The following is a 17,426-nucleotide window of genomic DNA, read 5'->3' as shown; positions in this document are numbered from 1 at the left end:
CCAGCTTTACTCTATTCCCAAGAAAACTTCGTCTCTAAAAATAAAATGTAACCTTTTGTTACTTATTCAATTTATGAGTTTTCGGGCTGACACTAGATAGTGACGCATGTCTATGGGTGCCATAATTCTATATAAGAGGAGAACAAAATGCTGCTAGTGACAACAAGTACCCGCCATGCCCTACCTGAGCTTGAAACGACACCCGACAATATTATGCTTGCTGCACTCAATCTTTCTGCCCGAGCTTATTCCGATCGGCATCTTGACGCTCAGTCCGTCATCGATACGGTGAACGTGCGTGTTCAGAACTGGGCGCCCTTGGCGGTAACATCTTTGGGTTTTGCTGAGAGTGACCGTAAATTCAGTGTGATAAATGGCAACTTGCTGCGATATGACAATGAAAATGCTTCGGCAACAGTCGGTGTAACGATGCTGGGCGGTAAACAAACATTGGGTATATCGTTTGAAGGTTCGAATGATATTTCTACAGAAAACGGCTTGAAAGACTGGAATCATAATGTTTTCAGTATCAAGGGCTATTACGATCTTCTGAATGAGCCGCATGGTGATAGTGGTATTGGCTTCCTTCAATCAATCGTCAACTATGTCAACGATCATGGCATCGAGCAAGTATTGGTGACCGGCCATAGCCTGGGCGGATCAGCTGCGCAATTCTTCATGCAACAGTTTGGTGTCACCGATGGTCGCTATGTCGGTGTGACTTTTGGTTCGCCTGGTACGAATCGTTTTCAAGCACTGCCCGAAGAGCGCTTTGCCAATATTCGCCATAATGACGATGAGGCGGTAAGCGCAGGAGAAACAAGAGGATATGAAGTAAGCGGTTCGATTATCAATATACGGGTAGAAGATTCCGGGATCGATGGATTGTCGGAGCACGCGCTATTTGTTCCGTTGGATGATTCGGGAATCAGCTATCGGAGAAGTATTGAATTTATCACTTCACAATTAGATGCGAGTACTTTGTTCCAGAATATGAATATTGTTCCCGGTACCCATAGTGACAACCGTCTAAATGCGAAAGAAGGTCAAAGGATGGAGGTTTTGCTCGGTGGAGGGGGGGCTGACAGCTTGATAGGCGAGATAGACGGCGAGCAACATCTTCAGATATTCAAGGGGGGGCTAGGTAACGATGTCATTCATGGTGGCGGAGGAATTGATTACGCACTTTATAGCGGGGTGCGTTCGAATTTTACCCACCAAACTTCGGCTGCGGGTGAACTGATGATTATCGATCAGAGAGCAGATACGCACAGCGAAGGCACCGATACGCTTCAAGGCATAGAACGGATTATTTTTGCCGATTTGGCCGTTGCGCTCGACGTGGAAGGTTCGGCTGGTAGAGTTGCGAAATTGATTGGGGCCATTTTTGGAGCTGAAAGCGTTCCCAATCCCAATTATGTAGCAATCGGGTTGTCCGAGTTCGATAAAGGTACTAGTTATGAAGACCTTGCTGCCTTCGCAATCACTGCTGCCGGCGCGACTACGCCTGAGCAAGTCACATCGCTATTGTGGAACAATGTCGTGGGTTCACCCCCAACAGACGATCAGCTACAACCTTACATCGACTTGCTGAATACAGGTACGACTTCGATTGGTGAGCTGGGCGTCTATGCGGCAGAGCAGCCACTCAATCAAGAAAATATTGCATTGTCTCAACTGGCAGAAACCGGCATCCTATTTGATCCGCAGGGCTTCATTGTTTAGTGCTGCCCTTGTACATGTCTGGGATCGTCAGATCATGTACTTCAGAGCATACTTCCCTACTTCTATGCCCTGTCAAATCACTTAGTATACTCACTCATGTGAGCTCCTTAAGTGAAGGGAGTGCTGGCTGTCGTGGTGTCGGTAAATGGACTGTCAGTTGATCGAACGGGATGACCCAACCATAGTGATTACAGGCGCTGACCGTGGTACGTTGTAGAAAACGCCGAATTGACCAGTAATCTTCAGCCGCGGCACCCGTAAACACTGCAACGATCAATAGATTCAATGAGGAGCTGGCAGCTTCGTTGAATTCGACTAACAGGGCTTTTAGATGAGGCTGAAAGGGTTGTTGTGCTAATTGTTCTTCCAGATAGGTGCGCAGTGTTGGCACGATGTCGCTCAGCAGGGTGTTTTGATGCTGATAATCCAGACCAAAGACGATTGGGATCGCAAAGCCGTCCTGCGATAAATTGCGGGGATTTTTACCTAAGTAGTCCGCAACACGGAACGTGGTCGTTGCACCGACTATTTGTACTTGCACGATTTCTGGTGTTTGAATCAACACTTTACCGTAGATATCACCCTCAAGGATGACGATGTCGCCCTCCTTGCTCGGGAACCACGGCTCATCGGGTGAGTAAGGGCGGGATTGTAACTCGACCAGTTGATCGATAGGCAGACGCAATACGCCTCCTCCGTGTAATAAAGGGTTGTATAGGGTGGAAAAAATATTCAGAGAGGCAATTCTCCATGGTATGCCATTGTAGACGATACGCTCGCCTTCACGGACGCTACCCATGTTGAGCAGAATGCGGATTTCTTTGACATAACGCGGCAAAGATTTCTGTAGCCCCAGCGCCAGACCGATCGTCAGCAGAATGAGCAGGCCAAGCAATAACCAGTCCCCCCGTACGTACAAAATCAGCATGGTGGCGAATAAAGCTAGAATAACAGTGAAACCGCGAAGTAACAAGGCGACAGCACGCGCCATCCGTCGTGTGCCAGGCTCCCGTTTCCGGTTTGGAAAACGGCTGATCAATCGACCTAAGCCCGTCAGGGTCAGGTAGACGAGCGCAAAGCCAGCTACAGCCAACAGTAGATTTAATCCCCGACCGCTGGCGAATGTTTGCAGTCGGGTTGTCAGCTCTTCGCCTATATCGTCACTGGATGCGCTTAAGCGTGTTAATTGCGTATTGATGCGTTGCAAACGTCCTTCGGCGTTTTCCTTTTGGTCCTGCCATTGTTCAAGCAGTGTTTGAGTGGATTGTCTGACGAGTGGGGCTTTCGTTTGTTCGAGTGTTTTCTCCAGTTCAGTGATTGCTTCATTGGCAAGTTGCAGGCGGTGTTCTTGTACCGCCTGTTCGCTTTTCAACCGCTCCATCAAGCGAGGTCGTTCCGTCAATTGCTTGAGTTCGTCCAGCAGAGGCCGCACGATTTGCTCCAATTCTTGTTGCCAATTGAACGGCGTATCTTCCGTTTTATCGATCAATGATGAGAGACTGTGCCCACCAGTGACCATTTCTTCAAAAGAGTTCTGCAAATCGCGTAAACGTTGGTCGAGTGGTTCCAGTTGCTCCCGGATTTGTTGTGCGGCAGCCGGATCGGGAGTGCGTTTCAGCTGTTGATTGAGCTCTGCCCGTTCTTTTTCAATTTCCTTGATAGCGGTTAGCAACGCTTGCATCAATTCTTCTGATGAGGGTGATTCATCGGGCTGTGCAGTAACCGGTGCCAGGGGCTTGGTTTCTGGTACGGTCTGTGCATAAACAGCCGGTAGGAGGAGAGCAAAGAGGAAAGCGAAGGTTAGCTTACAAAGGGTCATGAAAAAAGCTCCTGTCAGTGTAGGCTCGTCAGAATGCCACTGAACTTATGGCAGTCACTGAAAGTTGTGGGGGCGCCTTTATATAAAAAGCAACCGGGAGACGAATCTAGATGTATAAAAAAATGGGGTGTATTCGATTTCACTTGGGTTCAAAGCTACCGGGAAACGAAAAGGTTGTCAAACCGCTGCTTACTTGGTTAAGAGCGGATATTATTTGTCGGGGCAGGTCATGATTTAACACCTCGACCCTTTGAATAGCTTTTATATTTCACGAAATCGGCGAATAATAAAATAAGAAAATAAATAAGCTTTGTTTATATTAAAACATAAAGGAGTTGTCTTGATATGGGATCAGCTAGAAATACGTTCGAGTCGACCGGGCATCCATCAGCCCTAATAATCGACACTTCGAGAAGTAGACGGACTGGTGGGATGGAGAGATATTCGATTTATCAAAATAAAGAAAATAGGCCGTTTGCTCCGATCTTTGGGCAAACCAATGGACGCATTCAAATGCAGAGGGTGAGGAATTTGATCTTTGGGGCGGTTTTTCTGGGTTTCTCGGGGATGATGCCTTTGGTCCAGGCAAAGGGTTATGAAGTATGGGTCAGTGATCAAGCGAATACCCAAGGCATCACAGCGGAAACACCGACTGGCACGCATGGCGGTGCGGTGCGGATCTATGACAGCGAAGATTTAGAGCGAACGCCTCCGGTGGATAATCCGGTGATTTTGGATGTGACAGCCGACTTATTTCCGGCAGCGGATACTGCCACCGGCGCGCATGTTGCCCGTATCCACGGTATATTGCCAAGCCCGGATCATAAGTATATGGCGCTCAATTTTGTGGTTTCAGGGCATTTAGGCATCGTTGATGGGGAAAGCAAATCGCCTGTTTGCCTGTTTAGAGCAACCGGGACTTCGACAGGCCGGCAGAACCATATGAGTTTTTGGGCACCGGATGGTAAGCGTGTGATCGTCGCTAACCAAAACGGGCGTATGCTGGAACGTGTCGATGTGGTGCACAATAGCCAGGGGGAGGTAACGGGTTTTGATTTCAATGCCGCAGCAAGTTTAGATTTGGTGGGTGGAGTGGGTCGGATTACAGACCAGCCAGTCGCCGTCGATCTGAATCCCGAGGATGGAATCGTATGTACGGTAAGCGGGATGGTTGCGGATGGACAGCCTACAACAACACCAACCGGGGCCTTAAAGGAGGCGGAAGGTATCCGGCCGCTGAATAGCGTGATCTGTCCGATTGCTGCCAGTACTGGCCAGCATGTCTTCGCAACACTCGGTGGCGGGGGGATGTTCGTGATCGATATGAGTGCAACACCAATGAGGATCGTGGCCGAGTACGACATGAATGTGGTGCGTGCCGCTGGTTGTGGTGGTGTTGAAGCAGCAGGGTTCATGCATTTGAATACGGGGACACCAGGGCCCAATATTTCTGAATTCTCGCTCTATCGTTTTACCATTGATTATCCCTCTGCGCCAGCATTCAATGCCGCAAATACACCGGCGCCAGTTGCAGTATGGGCGGATGCGGACAATGGCAAGGTGGCGGGTGCCGATATCCCCGCTGGAAGTAATCGGGATGCACACGGTCTCGTGTTGGTGAGCAACCCGCCAGCAGAGACGGCTTACTATCTGCATCAGATGGACCGCATTCGCAACAATGTAGAGGTATTTGGGATCTCCTCGTCAGGAAATCATCAGGTATTCGACCATGCAGGGAGCTATAGTCTCACGACCACGAATGTCTGTGGTTCGACCGTTGGCACAACCAAAAGTAATGATCCGACACCTGATCTTGGCGATTTATCGTTAGCGGGTCAAACGAAAGGCAGCCGGATTTATGTCGCGCTGCGTGGCCCGTTCCCACTGACCGTAAGCCATGCAGCGGATGGCAGTTGTCCAGGATTGGGGATTATTTCGCTGTCACCAAATTTGACCAGTGGCACACTGACGCATGTATTGCCCACTACCGTACTGGACGCCGAGAAATCTAAAAATCTCAGCGATCCTCATGCCGCGATTGTGCGGGTAAAAGCAGAGTAAGTTTTAACGACATACAGCATAGGGTGAGCCGTCTACCAAAGCCTGATATTGGGTGGGTAGTTGAGGCCCACCCGGGTAGTTGTATTCGGTATCTACCGCTAATACACCTTTTTGTTCGTTGGCATTGAAAGTCAGCAGCAGGGGGCGATCCTTGTTCGGGTCATAATAAGGAAAAAACCACAGGCTGATACCTTCATAGAAATTGCCACCGTAGCTGGCTGCGTATTCCGGCTGCGTAGCCTTTTCGGTTTGACCGGCGACTTCGAAGGTAAAACCGGTTTTATCGACGACGATGTGGGGTTGGCGTTTGCAATCACCAGCCGGCGCATAGCGGCCAAACAACCGTTCAAACCCTTCCAGATTGGTCAGACCGATGGCGTGGGCACTGCCCGCCGCGGCCGAAAAAAAAGATAATCCTAGTGCGATCATTATAATTTTAATCATCGAACATTTCTCCCCAATACCAATACGTTGAAGGAATCATATTGCCATAAAAATTATGGTCAAAGCGCCCAATGCGCCATAAAACGTCGACAATAGCGTCTCCTCGAAACTTACATTCAGTCATTCATCCCGTTCTCTCTGGCTTTTCTGTCTGCAGCGTGTGACAGCTCCCGAACCCGATGAGGTCGATCCATGATCAAACCAGCAATTCCTGTCAGTAATGACCTGGAAAGATCCAACGCAATCAATAAATCCGATCGGTCAGATTGCCCATAAACCCATCTGTTTTCACGCCGACCAAGCCAAAAAGTTTAATTAATTCTTAACATTATTTTAAGTGGGAATTCACAAGCGGCTATCTAGAATCTTACTGCGATCTGTACTTTTTTGGTTTGTTAACCGCTTAAGATTTTGGAGAGAGGAAATGAACGAAAGAACGTCAATTTATGGAGGATATATTGTTCTGATTCCTTTGCTTATGCAAGCTATCAATGTTGCTGCGGCAGTCAAATTCATGAATGACAGCATAGCTGAGAAAATGGCTGCGCTGATTTATCCTCAGCCATCATTGGCGCTCACACGTGAGGTGATGTTTCGCATCAGCCTTGCAAAGAGTCTATATGAAGCAGAAGAAACGCTTGATAGGTCACTCTGCTGTATTGAAAAAACAGAATATAGCCAAGCGAAGAGTTTGCTATCCACTCTCTTTGAAGATGCTGTGGCGGCTGAAGCAGAAAGTGACGACCCGGCTTTATCGCTCATTTAATGTTTTATAGGCTTATTTAGGAAAGAAAGATCCGACAACGATCGCAAGTACCCAAGATCAGGACGGCCGATTGAGGCAAATATTCAGACAGTGGTTAGGTTAACGATTAGACCCGAGCGGTGAATGTTAATCCGTTAACCGTTGTAGGCACGGGCATATCGCTTTTTGAATTTTTAAACTTTTCGCATGGAATGATTTTTCGTGCTTTTTGCTTACATTAGAGAGGAGATTTGTGAGGATGATATGGAAGAATAGGCGAATAATTTGTTTGATGTGTCTTTTCACGATAGGGGGCTTCGCGTCGAACACGATCGCATCTGCTGAACAGGCAAAAGGCAGTGAGGTAACGGAGACAAGGAAATCGATTGTATTCAAAAACAATGTACGTAACACTAACTCAAATTCAACCCCATTTGATGTAGAAGAAACGCCGGGGCGGACGCGTTTCGATTATGATAGCCTAACTAAATTGATGGAGGAGCATAAAACGCCCTTGTCCGCCATGACACCTGAATGGCTCAATTTGGCGATCGAGCATCGAACACGTTACGATGTGTACGATAATGGTTTTACAAGAGATATCCCCGGTTATAACGATCAGATTCATCAACGGACACGATTTTTATTCGAAATAGAAAAAATTATTGATCCTCTCCGGTTTACGCTCGAACTTACTGATATTCGCGCGCCGCTCGCAAAATATGATCAAGAACATTCCCCCATTTTCGCAAACCATTTTGATTTTACCCAACTTCACCTCGACCTGGTATCCAAGGATTTTCTAGGGACAGGGTATGGTGCTAAATTCGAAGTGGGGCGTTTAATTCTTGAATACGGTGAATCTCGATTAGTAGGGGGGCATCGTTGGGGAACATTCACGCCCACTTTTGATGGGATGCGATTTTCGATAGGTAACGACAAAGAGAAATGGGGTCTTCATATATTTGGGACTCGACCTGTTAATCGGCAACCGACAGAGTTAGACTGGAATACGCCGGAAACCTACTTCTCAGGTATACATATTACTAACCGTGATTTTCATTGGGCCAATGCAGATGCCTATTTTTTTCAATTAAACGAAGGTAATAAAGTTAGGCAGCGTAACTTATCTACGACAGGCTTCCGGTTGTTCGCCAAACCAACGAAAGGCCTACTGGATTATGAAATCGAATCCATGTATCAGTTTGGAGATACCCAGGATATGAGTGTATTCGCTCACCGCCATCATGGGGAAATAGGGTATAGCTTCGAAACCGCGATGCCACTAAGACTTGTTTACTTGTTCGATTATTCTTCAGGAGACCCTGATCCAAACAAAAATTTCGATATTTTGTACGCAAAACGCCGGGTAGAGTACGGCCCCACAGGTATGTTTGGGCCATTTTTCCCTTCCAATCTATTCTCACCAGTAGGCTTTCGCATGACGCTATTACCCGTTCCAAATGTTAGGCTTATGATGTCTCACCGTGCTTATTGGTTGGCTGATAAAAGAGGCGCATTTGTGGGCAGTGGCCTGCAAGATCCAACCGGCAGATCGGGTGGCTTTTTAGGCAATATGCTTGATGTGAGCGTTGGATGGGACCCGCAATGGAGCTATTTAAAACGGGTAAGCTTTGATATCGGGTATAGCCATATATTCAAAGGCTCTTACTTCGACAAAGTCCCGGGTTCCCCCGGCTCTGCTGATACCAATTATGGCTATACGATGGCTACCATCAAATTTTAACTTTGACATAAGCATGATATGATGCTTGGATAAATAGGTATAAGCTTTTTATCTTTTTGGTATATCTTTATAAATTTTATTTATATAAAGGCTACGCTATGTTTAATAAATTTTTGTTAATTGTTGCGCTCGGTTTCAGTATTTCGTGTTTTGCGAATACGGCAGAAAATTCATCCAATACGTCCAACACGCCAGTTGATTCAAATAAACTGGTTTTGCCAATACAATCTGACTCATCAAATAAAACGCAGGCCTCAGAGTCATCAAATGACAATAATTCAGCACCAGAGCAGGATGCTTCTGGATCGCCCAATCCCAAAAAACAATCACCTATGATTGAATACTGTAGAAAACATACCTGCTAAACCGATAATTAATCTCAACCGAGGTCGTCATGAATAGAAAAAAATTAAACAGTTTAATTGCTGCTGTTATTGTATTCTTCGCAACAAGCGCCTTTTCAGAATCGCCACACTGGGATCATGCAGAACAATCGACATGGTGGGCCATTGAAGATACCACTCAAACCTATCCGCCAAAAAGATTTCCCTTCGCAGTATGCGGTGTTGGACAGCATCAATCGCCTATCGATTTGGCTGCTGCAGAAGTTATCGATACCATTCAGATTAACCCACTTGAGATTTTGTATGATGTTGACCATGCGCCGGTTTTTTTTAATAGCGGCCATGGAATACAAGTTAACACATCGATCGAGTACTCAGGCAAGCTGAAGGTTGGAGAGGAATTGTTTCCGCTGATCCAATTTCATTTTCATGCCCCTGGTGAGCATGTCATAGGCGACACCAAGTTTCCAGCCGAATTGCATTATGTTCATATACAAGCAGATGGTAAAATAGCCGTTTTGGCTGTTGCGATCAATATCGGCGATGAGAATTCAGCTTTCCAAACCATTTTAGAGAATGTGCCAAGTGTTTCGGGAGGAAAAAACGAAAATTCTGGTTTGCAATTTGATCCCGCAGCATTGCTACCTCCGCTCGATCATCCGATTAAATACTATACAGTTGCCGGATCTTTAACAACGCCACCCTGCAGTGAAGGTGTTCAGTGGTACTTTCTGCCAACGGCGATCACCATTTCAGAAGCACAGCTTAATCAACTAAGAAGTCTCTACGCGGATAACAATCGTTTGCCACAGGATGTAAATGGCCGATCTTTATTGACACAATAGCGTTAGGCAATACCTACGATATTGTTCAAACCTAGACCTCATAAGCATTTATGTTAAAGGGTCGTTCACATAAGCAGCATGGAAGACTTGTCTGAGTAGAAAGTGGCGCTCATCATGAGTCGACTAAACACAATTCGTGACAAATCAAGAATTGACGAATGGGTTCTTTCTGACGAGCTTTTTCACAATCTAGTAGTGGCCGCCGCCTTAAAGGCGGTGGCCACTACTTTTTATGTGTAGACTCGTGCCTGTTTAGCTTGATGGGGATAGATAGCCTTGGTTGTCTACCCGTAACCTATGTCAACCCCCTTATTTTCAGTAAAGGGGTGCTTAGTTTGCTGGCTAGGGTGGAGTGGCTTATGGTTATTATCACCAAGGGATTTCGTGGCCATCGTAGCGTAAGAACCGGCCGCTGTCGGCCAAGGTGAAAGTATCAACTCGATTACGCATGTTTTCGACACTTTCTTGGGGTGACAGTAATCCATCCGGTCCCCCCATCTGCGTTCTTACCCAGCCTGGATGTAATAACAATACTCCGATCTGCAGCGGCTTCAGCTCCAAAGAAAACCCTTTCATAGCCGCGTTCAAGGCTGCTTTGCTGGAGCGATAGAAGTAGCTGCCAGGATTTTCAATTTCAGCAATGGAGCCCATGTGGCTGGTTATGGCGACGATAAGCCGCTTCTGACTGCGTCGCAAATGATCGAGGAATGCACGGCTAACGCGCATCGCGCCTATGGAATTGACGCTGAAAGTATGAGCCCAGGCCCCATAATCGGTAGTTTGGTCCGGCCGAACATATTTTTCGAAATAAACCCCCGCGTTATTGATCAAGAGGTCGATGGGGTGATCGGCAAGCTCTTTGGCTAATGTATGGATCTGATCGTGGTCGGTCACATCAAGGCGGTGTAGGGTTAAGGCGTTATTCTCCTTTTTCAGTTGTTGTAACGCTTTAGCTTCTGCAGGAAATCGGCATGTGGCGAGAACACGCCATCCTGCTTGTACGTATTGACGGCACCATTCCAAGCCGAGACCTCGGTTGCTGCCGGTAATCAGAATAGTTGGCATAAAGGTCAAGTATTAAATTCTCGATTAATTAGCGTTATCTTTCTTAATATGCTTTAAAAGCATTAGATTACCCGTATTTGCAGGCATAACCTTCCTCAATATTATCAAGCGTTAAGGATAAAGTCGGCATCAGATAAAATTTAAGCGTTAAGCGATCCCATTCTAACCAACTATTTGCCAATCCAGTGACAAACTTGAAGGCTTTGTCAGAGTATGGATTACCGAGGACGCCAAGGTGCAATGTTTTCTCGGTTATCGATCAGCCGGTGATTACTGATATTAACATCATCAAAATCAGCTTCTTCAAATGCATTGATTTGGTAGACACCAGATGCGACATGAACCTTGACGTGCCCCTCCGCAACGGCGATATGGCTATGGCCATTTTTGTAAATCTGGATGGTAAAGCGAGTGCCAAAATCTTTGATGATGGCGTTACCAACTTTCACTTCAAGCTGATTTGTGGCGTTTTTATGGATATCAAAATAAACATTGCCTTTAAAAAACTCAGCTTCCAGTATTTCGCCTTGTTTTACCGCAATCGAGCTGCGCGTATCCAGCGCAATATCGATGCCGGGTGCTATCGAAGTGGTTAGCAATTCCTCTGCAGTTGTTTCATAAAACCGGATACTTGGTGGTTTGCCGAAATACCAGGATAACAATCCAAGGGTCAGACAAATACCCAGAATCGTGCTGTGCACCATAAAACGCCGCCAACTGAAAACGAAGGTGTAAGGCTTTGTAACGGGTGGTTTGGGTTCTTGCATTTTGTTTAGTAAAAATAGAATGAAAGTAAAAATTATATACTTGATAGTTCATTTTTATTAGCCTGGAATTGAGATGTAATTCTTGATAGATGGGCATGGTTATTGGTTTTCCAGCTTGTCGGTTATCTGAAAAATGATCTGCGTGAACGCGCTGTCGGTCGGTCGCCCGCACAACGTCAACACTGTGCTGCGTCGTGGCAGTATGCTGTTTCGTTCTCCTTGCGCGCTCTAACGTCTGTTGCGTGAATAACGGGTGACGTGGATTCTGCTGTTCATTTTGCAGGGTTGCCCGGGGGCATGCTGAATTGAGAAATAGGGGTTATGGTACAGATAGTACGTGTCCCTGCATGGCTGACATAAAACTGTCATATTTTTCTCGTAGGATATCGAACTCTGAAGCAAGTCTTCACCTTATCATTCTATTAGGAAATATTCTAATTGTATGATTCTCTTGTATTTTAATCTTTTTTCTGCTGATGCTTTAAATGAATGTTTTGAGTAGGCGCTGAAATAAAGATGTGGAAAATATTCATGAAATTACTCGATATATTTGTAGCGTTGATCGGAATAATGATCATTACCCTGTATGCCCCGAAAGTGATGGCAGACAATCTGGATAATCTGGCTAAGTCACTTGCAAAGATACGTGGTGAAGTCGAAGAGTTGCAATCTCAGTTAGATTTAGAAAAGGAAAATCATAGCAGTCGAATCGCGGCACTATCTTCACAGCTTGCTGATTTGAGCGTAGAGGAAAGACGGCAAAAAGTCAGCATTGAAAAACTACAGCAATCACTTGAACAGTTAACGGCGAATTCAAAAGAGGCAGAGCGCTCGGGTGAGAATCTTAAGCCGCTCTTGCTTGAGTTTTTGTCGGCCTATAAACATCACGTCCAGCAGGGTTTGCCGTTCAGAGTAGAGGATCGTATCAAGGCAATCGAGGAACTGGAAAGCAATGTGACCAACAAACTGGTTGATTCAAAGAAAGCAGTCAATCAGGCATGGTCGCTCATCGAGGATGAGATTCGGCTGAGCAAGGAAAATGGCTTGTACCAGCAGACCATCCTATTAAATGAAGAAAAGATTCTGGCTGATATCGCCAAGCTGGGTACCGTTTTTCTATTCTTTCAGACACGTGATAACCGAGCGGGTATGGCGCAAAGAGTGGGCGATGCCGGATGGAAATTCGTCGTCGTCGACAGTAATAAAGATAAAGAGCGTATTGCAAAATTGTTTGATGCGTTGAAGAAGCAAATACGACAGGGCTATTTTGAGCTACCCAATCCATTGAAGAAGCTATGAGATTATTTATTTGTTTGATTCTGCTATGTGTGACTTTGGTAAATATTGTTTACGCCCAAGCGGAAGAACCCGTCACTACGTCGTCGGCAGGCTCATCGAGTTCCGATGCGGCAGACGTGAAACCCACCGCTAAGCCTGAAACAGGCAAAACCAGCCCGACGGCGGGCAAGAAAAAGGCTTCTTCCGATACGCAGCCCGTCAGCCTAGAGACGGCGTATAAGCGCGAATATGCTTTTCTAGATGCGCAGAAGCGCGAGCTTAGAGCCCAACTCGATAAGTACAAGGTTAATGCCAACAGCAAGGAACAGGAACTTATCCGGAAAATCAATGCGCTCGAACGTGAGTCGGTATCGCGTTCAGCCAAGATTGATCAATTCAATTCGCAGATTGCAGAAGCAGAGCGAACGCAAGCGGCAGTCAGTGAGCGGAGCGAGGCGCTGGAAATTACTTATGCTCAAGCTGAAATCACATTAAAGAATTACAACTTGGAAATGCCCGCGGCACTGAAAGAAGCCACAGAAAGCGACCAGCAAAAAGTGGATTATTTGTTTAAACAGGCGCTTTCTCTTATTGCTGGGCTCGGCGATATCCAATCTAAACCCGGGAAATTCTTTCTGGAAAATGGCAAGCAGGCAGAAGGAGAGATCATCTATTTGGGCAACATCGCTGCCTATGGGGTCAGCGCGGAGGGAAGCGGGAGTCTGGTGCCAGCAGGTAACGATGAATTTAAAGTATGGAAAGAGCCCGCAGCGGATATTGCGGTCGCGTTGAGTAAACAAGTTCAACCCGATGAACTGAAATTGTTCTTGTTCGAATCGCGTACGGCGGCCATTGAGGAAACGCCCGATAAAACGATACTGAGCGTGATTCATTCAGGCGGCATCATCGGCTGGGTGATCGTTGGTCTCGGTGCGTTTGCCCTGCTGTTGATTTTTATAAGAACGTTCTTGCTTTATAAGAATAGTTCGGATACCAGACTGCTGTCTGATGGTGTTATCAAGCATGTGATGGCAGGTCAGCTGGATCAAGCTCGGCACATGTGCGAGCAAGGTTCATCGGCGATTACCCGGGTGCTTGCATCGACCTTGCGTCATTTGAAAGATGACCGGGACCATATGGAGAACATTGTGCACGAAGCGATCTTGCAGGAATCAGGGCCGCTGGATCGTTTTGGTTCCGCTATTCTGGTGATAGCTTCGGTTTCCCCGCTGCTCGGATTATTGGGCACAGTTACCGGGATGATCTCTACCTTCGACGTAATTACCGAGTTTGGTACCGGTGATCCCAAATTACTTTCGGGCGGAATTTCGATTGCGTTGGTGACGACCGAACTGGGGTTGATTGTGGCCATTCCAGCCTTATTGCTCGGCTCTTTGTTGACGGCCTGGTCGAGAAATATCAAGCGCGATATGGAGTACTCGGCTTTGCGTGTTACCAATGCATTCTTGGGAAGCATAGACGAGGTAAATCCATTATCTCCCAATGAAAGTAGTGAGCAATTCGCTATGAATCCACAATTGGCTTAGCAAGATAGGGCAATATCCATGACTATCGAAGAATTGATCCGCCTGATTCGGGAGCTCTTTGAAGCAGGCGGCATCGTTATGCCGCCCTTATTGCTGTGTGCATTATTGCTGTGGTATGGGCTCGGCTATCGTTTCTCGATTCTGAAATCATCTGGATCGATGGGGGTGCGCGATATGCTCAAATTTTATCAGGAAGACCCTGGTCGGCCCGCAAAAAGTATCGTCGAGCAGGCCGTGCAGCAGGGCGTTACGCTTAAAAACAAGCATGTAGGCAATCTTAAACAATTACGCCGTTTTCTCGATGCCGCTTTTTATGAATATGAGAAAGAAATTAAAAGCTTCTCGGTGCTCGTCAAAACGGTTGTCGTCATTTCGCCCTTGCTAGGGCTGTTGGGTACGGTCGTTGGCATGGTCGAGACATTCGATTCGCTAGCATCGATGGCGCTATTTACCCAGTCAGGTGGAATCGCAGGAGGCATATCGCAAGCCTTGTTTTCGACCCAAATGGGTCTGGCGGTTGCGATTCCTGGCTTACTGGTTCATAGCATACTCAATAAAAAGCAGCAGCAAATCGAAAAAGAGCTTAGGCAAATCAAGAGCCTGTTGTGTAGTCAACCCATTACTTCATGAGCCAAGGTGTGCAATGAAATATAACGAACCTATTGAAGCGGATACCTCGATCGATATTGGCCCCATGATCGATATCGTATTTATTTTGCTGATTTTTTTTATGGTAACGACGACGTTCGTCAAGGATATGCAGCTGGAATTGGAGCGACCCAAAGCAAGTAGCGCTGTTGCTTCATCTAGCAAAGCGATCCGTTTGTTTATCGATCGTCATGGCGATACCTACATGGATGGCGAGCCTGTGCGGCTCTGGTTGATCCAGAGCAAACTCAGAGATCTGTTGAGCACATCGACCAACAAAGTGGTGTTAGTGGTTACGGATGAAGGTGTGCCTGCAGGAAAGTTGGTTGAAGTAGTTGACCAAGCCAGATTGGCAGGTGCGCAAAGTGTGGGCGTCGCAACGAGAAAAGAGGCAGGTTAAATAGAGAGTGAGGAATGAAACTATGAAAGCCAGTAAACATGTTGTTGCGTTGTCCTCCATGTTGATGGGGCCCGTATTGGTGTTTGGTCTCGTGATCCTGATGAATAAGTTTGCCGGACAAGTCGATAAGGCACCTGTTCAGGAAATGACCGAGATCAGTATGGTCAAGCAGCCGCCCCCTGAGCCTAAAAAGATCGTCAAAAAAATCGAACCCAAGAAACAGCCGGCACGCACCGATGCGCCGCCTCCCTTTAAGGGGCTGAGTTCATCATTGTCGGGGATCGATCTGGGATTGTTCGGTATCGATGATGGCGGTATGAGCGGTGTCGACGAGAGCCTATTGGGCAAAACAGGCAATGCGGTGATGACTGAGGATTTGGTGGACGTGCCGCCGAAACCCAAATCCAGAAGCGCGTTTAGATATCCGCCTGCGGCCAAAAAGAAAGGAATCAAAGGTTATGTCGTGCTCTCGGTGCTGGTTGATACCGATGGTTCGGTAAAGCAAATACAAGTTCTGGAATCAAGCCCATCGGGTGTGTTTGATGATGCTGCCTTACAGGGGGTGCGCTCATGGCAATTCGAGCCTGCTAAATATAAAGGGGATAGCGTGCGGGTATGGGCCAAGCAAAAAATTCGATTTGATTTGTCTTGATCGGTATGGGCAATGGATAAAATAATTGGACGGGTGCTGATCAGATTTGCGGCCATAATTTTGGCAGGGCTGGTGCTCGTAAGCTTATGCCAACTGGCCTTTGCGAAAGAAAAGCAATCCGATACTACTGATTTTATCGAGCTTGCCGCAATCATGCTCAAAGATGGGCATTATGATCGTGCCTTGATGGCACTGCAAAGCATTGATCTGGAAGACGAGAAGACGGATTTGGCAAGGTTTTATACGCTACAAGGGTTGGCGTACATGAACCTCAATGATTTTGTGGCAGCTAAAGATAGCTTGCAGTCGGCCATTCATCATGGCCAGCAGGATGCGCTCATTTATGCTTATCTGGCGCAAATTCACTTTTCCCTGAAAAATTATGCCGAGGTCTTGGGCGTTGTTGGTAAGGCCGGCGAGCATAAAAGGCAGAACCCGATTTTGATTTCAATCCAGGCGCAATCTTATTGGCATTTGAAAAAGACTCACCAGGCCATTCAAGCGCTGAACGAGGGCCATAGGCTATTTCCCAGCGATTACCGTTTTCTTAAGCTTAAGGTTTTTTATTTTGTTCAGCTGGAGCTCTATCAGGAGGCGGCAAAGCTCGGGCAGGAATATCTCGCGCTTTCCAAGGCCAAGGCTGAGGATTATGTGGCAATCGGGAATGCCTTGAGATTGAGCAAGGAGTATCAGGAAGCCCTGAAAATTATGGAGATCGCCCGTTTGCAGTTTCCTGATAATGAAGTGGTGTCCAAATTACTCGCACATATCTATCTTGACCTGGGCATGCTCAATGCCGCAGCCCACATTCTCGAACACGCGGCGCGCGTCAATCATGCTTTGCTTTCCGAGGCGGCGGAGATTTACCGCCGAGCGGGTAGATTGCATAAGGCGTTGATGCTTAATTCCACGATTCTTGATCAAAAAGTGAAACTCAAACAACGGCTTTCCATACTGCTTGCGCTAAAGCAGTATGAACAAGCGGCAAGTATGGAAGGGAGTTTATATCGTGTCGGTTTACTGGAAGATGAGAATGTCCGCTATGCCTTGGCCTATGCGCAGTTTTCCAGCGGTCATTTTCAGCAAGCGGCCAAGCACCTCGATTTCTTAAAGGAGCCCGAACTATTCCGGCGCGGAGTCGAGCTTCGCCGTTTGATGGAAGTGTGCAAGGATGAGCCCTGGAAGTGTGCTTAACAAGGTCACGCTTATCGGATTTCTCGTAGGCGTTTAACGATACCCCCTGTCATTTTCGGCAAACTCACCCTGAATTTTTGCTTGCAGATAACACGCTTACGAATGGCATACGGATTAAATAAAACGGTTTGCCATCTTGGCCGTG

16 protein-coding genes are annotated in these 17,426 nt (G+C 46.8%); 11 read left to right on the top strand and 5 right to left on the bottom strand.

All coding sequences use genetic code 11. The features are described from left to right. The first annotated feature begins 147 nt into the window (after positions 1 to 147). A complete protein-coding gene (locus tag C8R30_RS10380) occupies positions 148 to 1,725 on the top strand; it encodes a lipase family protein (protein WP_090669847.1) in 1,578 nt (525 codons plus the stop codon). Positions 1,726 to 1,819: 94 nt separating this feature from the next. Here the strand turns inward: C8R30_RS10380 and C8R30_RS10375 are convergent, their stop codons facing one another. Further along, positions 1,820 to 3,544 carry a coiled-coil domain-containing protein gene (locus tag C8R30_RS10375; RefSeq protein ID WP_090669853.1) on the bottom strand — a complete coding sequence of 575 codons (1,725 nt, stop codon included), beginning with the start codon at positions 3,542 to 3,544 and terminating at the stop codon, positions 1,820 to 1,822. A 345-nt stretch (positions 3,545 to 3,889) separates the two neighbouring features. On the opposite strand from C8R30_RS10375, the gene C8R30_RS10370 reads away from it, so the two are divergent. Then, complete coding sequence (locus C8R30_RS10370; RefSeq protein ID WP_146162689.1) at positions 3,890 to 5,605, top strand: hypothetical protein; 1,716 nt, start codon at positions 3,890 to 3,892, stop codon at positions 5,603 to 5,605. Between the two features lie 3 nt (positions 5,606 to 5,608). Here the strand turns inward: C8R30_RS10370 and C8R30_RS10365 are convergent, their stop codons facing one another. Then, positions 5,609 to 6,049 carry a hypothetical protein gene (locus tag C8R30_RS10365; protein WP_107790079.1) on the bottom strand — a complete coding sequence of 147 codons (441 nt, stop codon included), beginning with the start codon at positions 6,047 to 6,049 and terminating at the stop codon, positions 5,609 to 5,611. Between the two features lie 424 nt (positions 6,050 to 6,473). Here C8R30_RS10365 and C8R30_RS10360 point away from each other — a divergent pair, with 424 nt between their 5' ends. Together C8R30_RS10360 and C8R30_RS10355 are read left to right on the top strand one after the other, a co-directional pair. Further along, the gene (locus C8R30_RS10360; protein WP_107790078.1) at positions 6,474 to 6,815 is read left to right on the top strand and encodes a hypothetical protein; all 342 of its coding nucleotides are present in this window, start codon (positions 6,474 to 6,476) and stop codon (positions 6,813 to 6,815) included. Between the two features lie 271 nt (positions 6,816 to 7,086). Then, on the top strand, positions 7,087 to 8,541 hold the full coding sequence (locus C8R30_RS10355; RefSeq protein WP_258192008.1) for an alginate export family protein: 1,455 nt from the start codon (positions 7,087 to 7,089) through the stop codon (positions 8,539 to 8,541). Between the two features lie 91 nt (positions 8,542 to 8,632). Here the strand turns inward: C8R30_RS10355 and C8R30_RS10350 are convergent, their stop codons facing one another. Then, positions 8,633 to 8,860 carry a hypothetical protein gene (locus C8R30_RS10350; protein WP_107790076.1) on the bottom strand — a complete coding sequence of 76 codons (228 nt, stop codon included), beginning with the start codon at positions 8,858 to 8,860 and terminating at the stop codon, positions 8,633 to 8,635. A 75-nt stretch (positions 8,861 to 8,935) separates the two neighbouring features. On the opposite strand from C8R30_RS10350, the gene C8R30_RS10345 reads away from it, so the two are divergent. Next, positions 8,936 to 9,730 carry a carbonic anhydrase family protein gene (locus tag C8R30_RS10345; RefSeq protein ID WP_090669870.1) on the top strand — a complete coding sequence of 265 codons (795 nt, stop codon included), beginning with the start codon at positions 8,936 to 8,938 and terminating at the stop codon, positions 9,728 to 9,730. A gap of 369 nt (positions 9,731 to 10,099) precedes the next feature. Here the strand turns inward: C8R30_RS10345 and C8R30_RS10340 are convergent, their stop codons facing one another. Further along, positions 10,100 to 10,795: an SDR family oxidoreductase gene (locus C8R30_RS10340; protein ID WP_090669873.1), complete on the bottom strand. Its 696-nt coding sequence runs from the start codon at positions 10,793 to 10,795 to the stop codon at positions 10,100 to 10,102. Positions 10,796 to 11,013: 218 nt separating this feature from the next. Continuing rightward, on the bottom strand, positions 11,014 to 11,562 hold the full coding sequence (locus C8R30_RS10335) for a FecR domain-containing protein (RefSeq protein ID WP_090669878.1): 549 nt from the start codon (positions 11,560 to 11,562) through the stop codon (positions 11,014 to 11,016). Between the two features lie 531 nt (positions 11,563 to 12,093). Between C8R30_RS10335 and C8R30_RS10330 the strand changes: the two genes are divergently transcribed. From C8R30_RS10330 to C8R30_RS10305, 6 genes are read left to right on the top strand one after another with little or no spacing between them, the layout of a single operon-like run. Next, entirely contained in the window at positions 12,094 to 12,861 is a 768-nt protein-coding gene (locus C8R30_RS10330; protein WP_239654131.1) for a DUF3450 family protein, read from the top strand. After that, positions 12,858 to 14,387 (top strand): MotA/TolQ/ExbB proton channel family protein, encoded by a 1,530-nt coding sequence (locus tag C8R30_RS10325; RefSeq protein ID WP_090669885.1) that lies wholly within the window; start codon positions 12,858 to 12,860, stop codon positions 14,385 to 14,387. Before C8R30_RS10330 ends, C8R30_RS10325 begins: the two co-directional genes overlap by 4 nt. 18 nt (positions 14,388 to 14,405) lie before the next feature. Further along, positions 14,406 to 15,017, top strand: a complete 612-nt coding sequence (locus C8R30_RS10320; protein ID WP_090669889.1) for a MotA/TolQ/ExbB proton channel family protein — start codon at positions 14,406 to 14,408, stop codon at positions 15,015 to 15,017. A gap of 13 nt (positions 15,018 to 15,030) precedes the next feature. Beyond that, complete coding sequence (locus C8R30_RS10315) at positions 15,031 to 15,435, top strand: ExbD/TolR family protein (RefSeq protein ID WP_090669892.1); 405 nt, start codon at positions 15,031 to 15,033, stop codon at positions 15,433 to 15,435. Positions 15,436 to 15,457: 22 nt separating this feature from the next. Continuing rightward, complete coding sequence (locus C8R30_RS10310) at positions 15,458 to 16,087, top strand: energy transducer TonB (RefSeq protein ID WP_090669895.1); 630 nt, start codon at positions 15,458 to 15,460, stop codon at positions 16,085 to 16,087. Between the two features lie 12 nt (positions 16,088 to 16,099). After that, positions 16,100 to 17,281, top strand: a complete 1,182-nt coding sequence (locus tag C8R30_RS10305) for a tetratricopeptide repeat protein (RefSeq protein WP_107790075.1) — start codon at positions 16,100 to 16,102, stop codon at positions 17,279 to 17,281. The last annotated feature ends 145 nt before the right edge of the window (positions 17,282 to 17,426 follow it).

Source organism: Nitrosomonas nitrosa, assembly GCF_003051105.1.
In the GTDB taxonomy this organism is placed as follows: Bacteria; Pseudomonadota; Gammaproteobacteria; order Burkholderiales; family Nitrosomonadaceae; genus Nitrosomonas; species Nitrosomonas nitrosa.
This window is presented reverse-complemented; position numbering and strand designations above follow the sequence as displayed.

Excerpts from the sequence above, each read along its gene's own strand:
- C8R30_RS10360 (WP_107790078.1), top strand. The coding sequence starts at position 6,474 with ATGAACGAAAGAACGTCAATTTATGGAGGATATATTGTTCTGATTCCT.
- C8R30_RS10375 (WP_090669853.1), bottom strand. The coding sequence starts at position 3,544 with ATGACCCTTTGTAAGCTAACCTTCGCTTTCCTCTTTGCTCTCCTCCTA.
- C8R30_RS10340 (WP_090669873.1), bottom strand. The coding sequence starts at position 10,795 with ATGCCAACTATTCTGATTACCGGCAGCAACCGAGGTCTCGGCTTGGAA.
- C8R30_RS10345 (WP_090669870.1), top strand. The coding sequence starts at position 8,936 with ATGAATAGAAAAAAATTAAACAGTTTAATTGCTGCTGTTATTGTATTC.
- C8R30_RS10370 (WP_146162689.1), top strand. The coding sequence starts at position 3,890 with ATGGGATCAGCTAGAAATACGTTCGAGTCGACCGGGCATCCATCAGCC.
- C8R30_RS10365 (WP_107790079.1), bottom strand. The coding sequence starts at position 6,049 with ATGATTAAAATTATAATGATCGCACTAGGATTATCTTTTTTTTCGGCC.
- C8R30_RS10310 (WP_090669895.1), top strand. The coding sequence starts at position 15,458 with ATGAAAGCCAGTAAACATGTTGTTGCGTTGTCCTCCATGTTGATGGGG.
- C8R30_RS10320 (WP_090669889.1), top strand. The coding sequence starts at position 14,406 with ATGACTATCGAAGAATTGATCCGCCTGATTCGGGAGCTCTTTGAAGCA.
- C8R30_RS10325 (WP_090669885.1), top strand. The coding sequence starts at position 12,858 with ATGAGATTATTTATTTGTTTGATTCTGCTATGTGTGACTTTGGTAAAT.
- C8R30_RS10380 (WP_090669847.1), top strand. The coding sequence starts at position 148 with ATGCTGCTAGTGACAACAAGTACCCGCCATGCCCTACCTGAGCTTGAA.
- C8R30_RS10335 (WP_090669878.1), bottom strand. The coding sequence starts at position 11,562 with ATGCAAGAACCCAAACCACCCGTTACAAAGCCTTACACCTTCGTTTTC.
- C8R30_RS10315 (WP_090669892.1), top strand. The coding sequence starts at position 15,031 with ATGAAATATAACGAACCTATTGAAGCGGATACCTCGATCGATATTGGC.
- C8R30_RS10330 (WP_239654131.1), top strand. The coding sequence starts at position 12,094 with ATGAAATTACTCGATATATTTGTAGCGTTGATCGGAATAATGATCATT.
- C8R30_RS10305 (WP_107790075.1), top strand. The coding sequence starts at position 16,100 with ATGGATAAAATAATTGGACGGGTGCTGATCAGATTTGCGGCCATAATT.
- C8R30_RS10355 (WP_258192008.1), top strand. The coding sequence starts at position 7,087 with ATGTGTCTTTTCACGATAGGGGGCTTCGCGTCGAACACGATCGCATCT.